7 protein-coding genes are annotated in these 10,279 nt (G+C 73.0%); 5 read left to right on the plus strand and 2 right to left on the minus strand.

Features of this window, described 5'->3' with window-relative positions:
• The coding region (locus VFO68_RS18775; RefSeq protein ID WP_325159615.1) for an Hsp70 family protein at positions 1 to 1,360 on the minus strand (1,360 nt) is incomplete at its 3' end.
• 233 nt (positions 1,361 to 1,593) lie between these two features.
• Between VFO68_RS18775 and VFO68_RS18780 the strand changes: the two genes are divergently transcribed.
• The 4 genes from VFO68_RS18780 (at position 1,594) to VFO68_RS18795 (ending at position 6,149) form a co-directional block, all read left to right on the plus strand.
• Positions 1,594 to 2,169 carry a hypothetical protein gene (locus VFO68_RS18780; protein ID WP_325159616.1) on the plus strand — a complete coding sequence of 192 codons (576 nt, stop codon included), beginning with the start codon at positions 1,594 to 1,596 and terminating at the stop codon, positions 2,167 to 2,169.
• Between the two features lie 77 nt (positions 2,170 to 2,246).
• Positions 2,247 to 2,840: an IniB N-terminal domain-containing protein gene (locus VFO68_RS18785; RefSeq protein ID WP_325159617.1), complete on the plus strand. Its 594-nt coding sequence runs from the start codon at positions 2,247 to 2,249 to the stop codon at positions 2,838 to 2,840.
• 16 nt (positions 2,841 to 2,856) lie between these two features.
• On the plus strand, positions 2,857 to 4,656 hold the full coding sequence (locus VFO68_RS18790) for a dynamin family protein (protein WP_325159618.1): 1,800 nt from the start codon (positions 2,857 to 2,859) through the stop codon (positions 4,654 to 4,656).
• A complete protein-coding gene (locus VFO68_RS18795) occupies positions 4,653 to 6,149 on the plus strand; it encodes a dynamin family protein (RefSeq protein WP_325159619.1) in 1,497 nt (498 codons plus the stop codon). Before VFO68_RS18790 ends, VFO68_RS18795 begins: the two co-directional genes overlap by 4 nt.
• Here VFO68_RS18795 and VFO68_RS18800 read toward each other — a convergent pair.
• Positions 6,103 to 7,296 (minus strand): sialidase family protein, encoded by a 1,194-nt coding sequence (locus VFO68_RS18800; protein WP_325159620.1) that lies wholly within the window; start codon positions 7,294 to 7,296, stop codon positions 6,103 to 6,105. The two genes, VFO68_RS18795 and VFO68_RS18800, sit on opposite strands and share 47 nt — an antisense overlap.
• A 224-nt stretch (positions 7,297 to 7,520) precedes the next feature.
• Between VFO68_RS18800 and VFO68_RS18805 the strand changes: the two genes are divergently transcribed.
• Positions 7,521 to 10,279: SdrD B-like domain-containing protein (locus VFO68_RS18805; RefSeq protein ID WP_325159621.1), on the plus strand; the 2,759-nt coding region annotated here is incomplete at its 3' end.

Here is a 10,279-nt window from a genome sequence, read left to right on the forward strand (position 1 = left end):
GTTTCGTGGTCGCGACCGGGGCCGGCTGGTTGGCCCGGGTGTCCGGGGCGAGTCCGGTGACGGTGGGCTCGGGCAGGCTCGGGATCTGCTTGGTCACCGTCTCCGCGCCCGCGTCCGACGGGTCGAGCCGGTTCATCGTCATGGCCATCGCGGCGACCACGGCGACCGCGGCGACCGTGCCGGCCAGCGCCGCCGTGATCGCGGTGCGCGGCAGGCGGCGCAGCAACCCGGTTCCCTGCACGGGGGAAGGCGGGCCGGCCAGCGCGGCCGGGCGGGTCACCGGCGGCGGTTCCGGCGCGGCGACCGGCGGTGGCGTCCAGTTCGCCGGCCACAACCCGACCCGGGTCCGTTCCACCTGGGGCCCGCGAGCGGCCAGCGCGGCGCCCACGGCGACCGTGCGCTGCGGGTCGGGGCCGATCGTCACCGGCCGGCCCAACCGCTCCGACACCACCTGGGTGACCAGCGGGATCCGGGCGGACCCGCCGACCAGCAGCGCGGCGGCCAGTTCGGCGGGCGCCACGCCGGCGCCGGCCAGGGCCCGGGTCAGCGCGTCGGCCCCGGCCGCGACGCCCGGGCCGACCAACTCCTCCAACTCGGCCCGGGTCAGCCGCACCTCGGTGCGGATTCCGGGCAGCACCACCGGAATCGACACGTCGGTGTCGGCCGAGAGGGCCTCCTTGGCGGTGCCGCACTCCCGGCGCAACCGGGCCACCGCGCCCAGCACCGCGGGGTCGTCCGGGTCCAGGTCGTCCCAGGCAGGTCCGACCGTGGAACGGACGTGCTCGAAGACCGCCTCGTCGAAGTCCAGTCCGCCGACCTCGACCTCCTCCGTCGGCCCGGCCGGCACGAACCCCCGGTCGGTGCGGCGCAGCACGGCCGCGGTGCAGCCGGACGCGCCCAGGTCGTGGACCGCCACCACCGCGCCCGGGGCCACCCGGGTCCGGGCGTCCTGCGCCAGTGCGGCGGCCCGGGCGGCGGACAGCAACAGCACGTCGCCGGGGATGGCCCCGCGCAGCGCGGTCAGCCGGTGGTCACCCCAGCCGGCCGGGTGGGTCACCGCGACCCGCGCGCCGCGCTCCGCCAGGCGGGCCACGGCCCGCTCGACCAGCCGCGCGGCCAGCGCCTCGGCCGGCACCGCCAGCCCGCCGAGGCGCAGCGGCGTGCCGTCCCCGACCCGGCCGATGAACCGCCGGGCGACCCGAGCCGGATCGCTCGGGGCTAATCGCTCGGCATCGTCGCCGACCACCAGCGTGCCGTCCCGCTCGGCGAACACCACCGACGGCAGTGTGACCGCCCGCCCGTCCGGTGTCGCCGCGGTCGTCCGAGTCCCTCCGATATCAACACCCACGCCAAAAGACATTCGCCCGATTCCCCTCGGTCTGTAGGACACGACTCCGGTGCCCACACGTACCTTTCGGTGTTGCGGTTCAGCGGGATTGGCCGATCTAGGGGAAACCCCCTAATCCGCGCCGCCACCCCGGCGCGACCCCCGGTATCCGGCGGAAACACGACCGGAACCGGCCCCGATGGCAGGGCCCGTCGCGAAACCTAACTTGGGTTGCAGCAAGCCGACCAAGCGAACAGGAGAACGTCATGAGCAACCCGATCAACCTCAGCGAGTTTCTGGCCGACCTCACCGAGGACCTGGACCTCGACCTGGATCTGGACCAGAACGCGGCGCAGACCCAGCAGGCCGCACTGGCCAACCCGCAGACCGCCACCCAGGAGAACACCCAGGTGCAGGACCTGGACACCACCACCCAGACCGTGGGTGGCGACGGTGGCAATGGCGGCCACGCCGCCGGGGGTGCCGGCGGCAGCGCCAACGGGGGCTCCGGCCTCGGCGTCGGCGGCAACGGCGGCGACGTGGACCAGGACGGGGTTGTCAACATCAACTTTGGCGACACGGCCGGTGGCAACGGGTTCGGCTTCGGCGGCAACGGCGGGATCGCCGGCCGCGGTGGTGACGCCGACGCCAGCGGGGGTAACGGCGGCGCCGCCGAGTCCAATGTGGACGTCGACGCGGACGCCGACAGCGACCAGAACGCCGACCTCGACTCCGACCAGACCTCGGTGCAGGACGCGGACAACGACCTGGACACCCGCCTGGACCTGGACATCGACCAGGAGATCGACAACATGGTCGACGAGCTTGACCTGCCCATCTGATCCGAACAGTCGTGCGTGGTCGGGGCGCCGTGGGGTCGCCCCGACCACTCGCCACGTCCCCGTTGGGAGTGATTCACATGCAGGTCGTCTCCACGCTCGTCGAGTTCCTGATGGGCCTGATGAGCGACGAGGAGTCCCGCACCGCCTTCGAGCAGAACCCGGACGGCGTGCTGGCGGCGGCCAGGCTGGACGGCGTCACCGGGCAGGACGTGCGCGACGCGCGGCTGCTCATGGCCGACAACGGAGCCATGCGCTGCACCAGTGACGAGTGGACCAGCTCCACCCATCACGACGCGGTGCGCGAGATCCAGCACACCACCAAGCACTACGAGGTCACCGACCAGACGTTCAACTTCGTCTCGATCGACGACCGGGACACGCTGATCAACGATTCCTTCAACGACTCGTTCAACAGCGATGACGACGGGGTGGACACCGACACCACCAATGTCGTGGCCATTCAGGACAACGACACCACGGTGCAGGACAACGACACCGTCACGGTGAACGAGCCGGTCGCCGAGGAACCCGAGCCGGTCGAGGACACCGTCGAGGAACCCGGGTTCGACGAGATCACCGAACCGGCAATCCAGGAGCCCGTCGAGGACGAACTGCTCGACGAGGTACCCGATCTCGAGGACGAACCCGATCTCGACCACGCGATCGGGTAAGAGGAGCTGGGCGGACATGACCGAGTTGGTACGGGCGGTGGATCTCGCGCTCGACGCGATCGCGGGGTACCACCGTCCCGATCTGGAGGCCCGGCTGCGACAGACCCGGGCCCGGCTGCTCGCCGAGCACGTCCGGGTCCTCGTCGTCGGCGAGTTCAAGCAGGGCAAGAGCATGCTGGTCAACGGGTTGGTCGGGGCGCCGGTCTGCCCGGTGTACGACGACGTCGCCACCTCGGTGCCGACCGTGGTCCGGCATGCCGAGGAGCCGGGCGCGGTGCTGGTCCGCTCGGCCGGACCGGACGGGCCGTTCGAGCGGACCCCCATACCGCTCGAGCGGCTCGCCGAGTTCGCCGCCGAGTCCGGCAACCCGGGCAACCGGGAACGGCTGACCCAGATCGAGGTCGGCCTGCCGCGCGCGGTGCTGGCCGGCGGGCTGGAGCTGGTGGACACCCCCGGGGTGGGCGGCCTCAACTCGGTGCACGGCGCCGCGACCATGGCCGCGCTGCCGTCGGCCGACGCGGTGCTGCTGGTGTCCGACGCCGCGCAGGAGTACACCGCGCCGGAGCTGGAGTTCCTGCGCCAGGCCATGGCGGTGTGCCCGAACGTGGCCTGCGTGCTGACCAAGACCGACCTCTACCCGGAGTGGCGCGCCATCGCCGAGCTGGACCGCGGCCACCTGGCCGCCGCCGGCATCCAGGCCCGGGTCTTCACCGTCTCCTCGACGCTGCGGTTCGAGGCGCTGCGGGCCGGCGACAACGAGCTCAACACCGAGTCCGGCTACCCGCCGCTGCTCGCCTACCTGCGCAAGGAGGTGCTCGGTCAGGCCGACGACCTGGCCCGCCGCTCCACCGTGCACGACGTGCTGGGGGTGACCGACCAGATCGCCGACGGCCTGCGCGCCGAGCAGTCCGCCCAGCAGAACCCGGAGAAGGCGCAGGAGCTGATCGGCGCGCTGACCGCGGCCGAGCAGCGCGCCGCCGGCCTCAAGGAGCGGTCCGCGCGCTGGCAGCAGACCCTCTCCGACGGGGTGGCCGACCTCAACGCCGACATCGACTACGACCTGCGCGACCGGCTGCGGGAGATCACCCACGAGGCCGAGGAGGCGCTCTACACCGGCGACCCGGCCAAGACCTGGGACCAGTTCGCCGGCTGGGTCGAGCAGGCGGCGGCCGCCGCCGCGTCGGCCAACTACATCTGGGCGACCCAGCGGGCCCGCTGGCTGGCGGGCCGGGTCGCCGAGCACTTCGACGAGGACCGGGTGCACCTGCTGCCGGCGCTGCGCACCGAGCCGTCCGACGCGCTGCGCTCGGTGCGGGCGCTGACCGTGCGGCAGGGCGAGAGCTTCGGCATCGGCCGGCGGCTGCTCACCGGGGTGCGCGGCGGTTACATGGGGGTGCTGATGTTCGGCATGCTCGGCACTTTGGTCGGGCTCTCGCTGCTGAACCCGATCTCGCTCGGCGCCGGGGTGCTGCTCGGCGCCCGGGGCATCGGCGACGAGCGCAAGCGGATCGTCACCAGGCGGCAGAACGACGCGAAGGCCGCGCTGCGCCGCTACATCGACGACGTGACCTTCCGGGTCGGCAAGGACTCCCGGGACATGCTCCGCGCGGTCCAGCGCGACCTGCGCGACCACTTCACCGCCCAGGCCGAGCAGATGAAGCGTTCGCTGTCGGAGTCGTTGCGGGCGGCGCAGAACTCGGTGAAGGCGTCCCAGAGCGAGCGGGACGCCCGGCTCGCCGAGCTGGCCACCGAGCTGGCCCGGCTGGACGCGGTGCGGCGTCAGGCGCGCGGTCTGGTCGAGGCGGCCGCGTCATGACCACGGTGACGGGCGAGGTGCGCGACCTGCTGCGGCTGGCCGTCTACACCTACCGGGACCAGCCGCACACCGTGGAGCTGCTGCGCCGCCAGCTGGCCCGGCTGGACGAGCCGCTGCGGGTGGCGATCGCCGGGAAGGTCAAGGCCGGCAAGTCCACCCTGCTCAACGCGCTGGTCGGGGAGGCGGTCGCGCCGACCGACGCGGGCGAGTGCACCCGGGTGGTCACCTGGTACCGGGACGGTCCGAGCCCGCGGATCACGGTGCACCCCAAGGACGGCCCGCCGGCCGCGCTGCCGGTGGTCCGCCGGGACGGGGCGCTGGAGATCGACCTGGGCGGCACTCCCGCCGAGCGGGTGGACCGGCTGGTGGTGGACTGGCCGGCGCAGAGCCTGCGTGGCACCACGCTGATCGACACGCCGGGCATCGCCTCGCTGTCCACCGACGTGGCCCGGCGCACGCTGCGGCTGTTCGACCCGGACGACGACACCCCGACCGAGGCCGACGCGGTGCTGTACCTGATGCGGCACCTGCACGTCGCCGATGCCGAGTTCCTGTCCTCGTTCTCCGACCAGGGCGTGGCCCGGGCCACCGCGGTCAACGCGGTCGCGGTGATCTCCCGGGCCGACGAGATCGGCGGCGGCCGGGTGGACGCGATGCTGTCCGCCCGGGCCATCGCCGGCCGCTACCGGGCCGAGCCGGCGCTGCGCGGGCTGTGCCAGAACGTGGTGGCGGTGGCCGGGCTGCTCGCGCACACCGGCCGCACCCTGCGCGCCGCCGAGTTCACCGCGCTCACCGCGCTGGCCGCCGCGCCGCGCGATGAGCTGGACGCGGCGCTGCTGTCCGCCGACCGGTTCCTGACCGCCGACCCCGGCCCGGCCGGGCTGTCCGCCGAGCTGCGCCGCGGCCTGGTGCGGCGCTTCGGGCTGTTCGGCATCCGGCTGGCCACGATGCTGGTCCGGCAGGGGGTGCGCAGCCCGTCGACGCTGTCCGACGAGTTGGTGGACCGCAGCGGGCTGGCCGACCTGCAGCGCGTGCTGCAGGTGCAGTTCGCCCAGCGGCGGGACCTGCTCAAGGCCCGGTCGGCGCTGCTGGCGTTGGACCGGCTGCTGCGCGCCGGCGGCGACGACGGGCGCGGGCTGGCCGCGCAGGTCGAGCGGATCCTGGCCGGGGCGCACGAGTTCGCCGAGTTGCGGCTGCTCGGGGCGCTGCGGTCCGGCACGGTCCGGTTGCCGCAGCAGCTGTCCGCCGAGGCCGAGCGGCTGCTCGGCGACGAGGGCACCGCCCCGGCCACCCGGCTGGGCCTGCCCGCCGAGGCCGGCCCGGAGACGCTGCACCGCGTGGCGGCGGACCTGCGGCAGCGCTGGCAGCGGCACGCCGAGAACCCGATGCTGTCCCGGCGCGCCGCCGACGCCTGCCGGATCGTGGTCCGCACCTGCGAGGGGATGCTCAACGGAAGCGCACGTCCGACCAGCGCACCCCGTCCGGCGAGCTGAGGAACCGGCCGCCGTCCCCGCCCGAGGCGTTGGCCAGGTAGCCGCTTCTGGTGCGGCGCAACGAGTTCAGCCGCGGCCCGTCCAGTATCGGCTGGAAGCTGCGGCCGCCGTCGGTGCTGCGGTAGGCCGGACCCACGTCGTTCGGCGCGATGAACAGCGCGCCGTCCGGCTGCACCACGGCCGTCCCGCCCAGCGTGCGCGGTTGGCCACCGGTGCCCGACCAGGTCTGGGTCCAGGTCCGGCCGCCGTCGGTGCTCCGGTAGATCGCGAACAGGGACCGTGACTCCCAGCCGTCCGCCCGCCGGCCGGTGGCCAGCGCGTAGACGTTCGGCCCGGACCCGGTGACGGTCACCTCGGCGGGCAACAGGTTCGGGTCGGTGGGCAGCACCGCCACCGACCAGCTCGCCCCGTTGTCGCGGCTGACCGCCACGTTCCAGTCCGAGCTGCGCGGGTCGCGGCCGGTGACCCACCAGCTTCCGTCGGCGGCCGCCCTCGGCTCCGGCCGCGGACCGTCCAGTGCCGGCGGGTTGGCCAGCCAGGCGCGTTCCCCGGAGTCGGGCAGGGTCACCACCAGCCGGCGCCACCAGCAGTCCGCCCCGGTGCGGACCCGCTCCATGCAGCGGGTCTCCAGGACCGCGTCCGCCGGGATGGTGCTGACCCGCAGATCGGGCGTGGTCGCGGCGACCCGCCAGGTGCGACCGCCGTCGGCGCTGAAGTACCGGTCGTGCGGACCGCCGGCGCCGAGGTCGGTCAGCACCAGCCGGTCCCCGCCGAGCGCGACCACCCGTCCGGTCAGCCGGCGCGGCGCCGCGAGCTCCGGCTCGGCGAACGCCTGCTGGCGCCAGTGCACCCCGTCCTCGGTGACCAGCAGCCGGCGCTCGCAGCGGAAGTCGACGCCGTCGGTGCACCGGCCCCACAGCGCGAACCCGTGCCGCTCACCGGCGAAGTCGAGGTCGTAGACGACCGGCGGGCGGGACCGTCCGACGTCCGGGCGCGGCGGGACCGTCGGAGCCGGCGCGGCCCGCCGCTCGGGGTCGGAGTCCACCCGCAGCAACGGAATGGCCACCCCGACCACGAGCGCGGTCAGCGCCAGCCCGATGATCAGGTGCCGCCTGCGCTCCACCCCCACACCGGCATTCTCCCGCATCCGGACCGGGTCAGCTGATCTTCGGTGAGGCGGCACCGTCCCAACGAAAATGCTGATCGCGCGGCCGGAACCGTACTGCTACGCTCGGCGCGTCCAATTCGGTTGTCTGGGGCGGCAGAGAGCGTTCTTCGTACTCGTCGGGGTTGCCGGGTACAGACCTGGGGCTGGGGAGCAGTCCAGTGTTCGCTGATGTCTCGCGCCGCTTTGCCGTGCGCGCAACCGCCTTGAGTCTCGCCCTGTTACTCGGTGGCGGGCTGGCCGCCGGCGTCGCCAACGCCGACGAGCCCACCCCGGCCGAGCCGGCGCCCACCACGACCACCGAGCCGACGCCACCGCCGAGCGAGTCGCCGGCCGAGCCGGCGCCAACCACCGAGCCGGCGCCGACCACCGACCCGGCACCGTCCGATCCGGCCCCACCGTCCTCGGATCCCGCGCCACCACCGGATTCCGCGGATTCCGAGCCACCGTCCAGTTCGGAGCCGGCCACCCCGCCGGCCAGCCGCGCCGCCGAGCCGGCGGAAACCCCTGCGGCGCAAGCACTCGGATCCTTCGGCGGCCTGATCTTCAAGGATGCCAACACCAACGGCGTCCAGGATGCGGGCGAAGACGGCCTGGCCGGGGTGACGATCTTCCTCTCCGGCGGTGACCCGTTCGGCAACCACCAGCAGACCACGGACGCCTCCGGCCGGTTCTCCTTCGCCGGCATCTCGACCGGCGAGTACTTCGTGAGCTACAGCGAGTCCCAGCCCGGCTGGCAGGTCTTCGGCTTCGCCGGAGGCCGGGACGACCGCATCACCGTCGACGAGTCGGACCGGCTGCGCGATGTCCGCATTCCGGCCACCCGGCACCTCAGCGACTCGCTGCGGGTGTCGATGACGTTCGACAAGGACCGTTACCGCGAAGGTGACACAGTGCGGGTCACCGTGCTGCTGGACAACATCAGCGGCACCGCGCTGTCCGGGATCAGCGCCCGGTGCAACCAGTTCAGCTCACCGGCCGGTCTGCGCGGTGGGCCGGGCTGGGGTGCGCTGGACCCGGCCGGCCCCGGCCTGAGCCTGCCGGCGCGCGGTGTCCGGGTGGTCGAGGTGTCCGAGCCGCTGCCGGCCGGAGCACCCGAGATCGGCCAGGTTTTCGCCTTCTGCGGCTTCGGCGCCACCGGTTACGGGGAGCGCGCGGCGGTGCTGATCGACGCCCGCGCGAACGTGGCGAGCACGACGCTCGGGTCCGCCCGGGGGCGCGTGCAGTTCTCGGCGGACCCGGGGCACGACCCGTCGACGAACCTGCCCGGGGTCACCGTGCTGGTGTACCACCCGGACACCGGCGCGCAGGTGGCGCAGGCGGTGACCGACGAGCAGGGCCGGTTCACCGTGACCGACCTGCCGGTCGGAAACTATGATCTGCGCGTCCTCGGCCCGTACCGGCCGCAGGGTCCGCCCACGCTGGGTTCCCCCACGCTGATCGTGCGGACCGATGCGCTCTTCGAGCAGACCTTCACCGTCATGCCCGGACCGGAGACCCCGCCGGCGAACCTGAAGGTGTCCGTCCGGTTCGACAAGCCGGCCTACACCTCGGCCGACCGGCCGCGCATCCGGATCACGCTGACCAACGTCGGGCCGGGCGCGGCCGAGCACGTCCGCCTGACCCAGGACTTCACACCGGGCTCGGTGTTCGTCGACTTCACGGACTACGGCGAGTTCTCCTCCGGTGGACCCGGCGGGCGCGTCGGCGTGGGCGAGACCCGTGTCCTCGACGTGACCGCCCGGTTCTTCAACCCGAGACTCGACATCGTGAGCTACGGCGTGTCGGCCACCTCCGACACGGTCGATCTCAACTACGTCAACAACAAGGCGAGCGTCACCGCCTCGATGACCACCACCTTCGGCGACTACACCGGCCGGGTGTTCGGCGACGAGGACCGCGACGGTGTCTTCGATCCCGGCGAGGAGTTGGCGGGCGTCGGCTTGACCCTCAACGGGTTCACCGGGTTCGTCGAGCAGACCACCGACGCCGCGGGCCGGTTCGCGTTCACCGACGTGGTGACCGGGCCCTACCGGCTCAACGTGTTCATCGAGGGGTGGGTCCTGGTGGAGCGGGAGGTGTCGGTCACCGAGACACCCGGCCCCGAGGACCTGATCCGGCTGACCCGGCCGCTGTCCCACTCACTGAGCGCGTCGCTGGGCTTCCTGGACGACTCGTACCAGGTCGGCGCGAACGCCCGGGTCCGGATCGTGTTGCACAACACCGGATCCACTGTTCTGGAACACGTTCGCGCGACCTGTTTCGGTGGGTTCAACGCGCTCACCGGCACCACCGAGGGCTGGAGTCCGCTGCGCGCGGCGGACGACGGAGTCACCCTGTCGCCGGGCGAGACCAGAACGCTCGACGTCTTCGAGCCGGTCCCCGCGGACGCCGGCGCCGTCGGGTTCGTCAGCGTCTTCTGCCTCTTCCGCGTCTCTGCTGACATATTCGACGACAACCCGTTCGGCAGCGACACGGCGAACGTCGGCGGCACCACCGCCACCGCACAGGGCAGACTCGTTCAGGATCCCAACCAGGACGGCAACTTCGCGCCCATCCCGAACACGAAGGTCGTCCTGGTCCACCCCAGGACGAACGAACCGGTGGCGAAGGCGGTCACCGATGCCGACGGCAACTTCGACATCCCCGCCATCCCCGCCCGCGAGTACCTGCTCCGGGTGGTCGGCCCCTGGCAACCCGGCCCGTTCGAGTCCATGATCCTGCAGGTCTCGCCAGAATTCGGGCGCCAGACCTTCATCCTGGAACCGGGCCCCGATCAGCCCGACCCGTTCCCGGACCCGCCCGCGGCCACACCCCCGGCCCCGCAGGGTGCGCCGGCCCCACCCACCACCGAAGACGACCTGGCCGACACCGGCGCCAACGTCCGCATCCTCACGTTGTTCGCCCTAACCCTCCTGCTCACCGGCGCCATCACCCTCACCACAACCCGCCGCCGCCAAACCTG

Source organism: Actinophytocola sp. (assembly GCF_035712165.1).
Taxonomy (GTDB): Bacteria; Actinomycetota; Actinomycetes; order Mycobacteriales; family Pseudonocardiaceae; genus DASYTH01.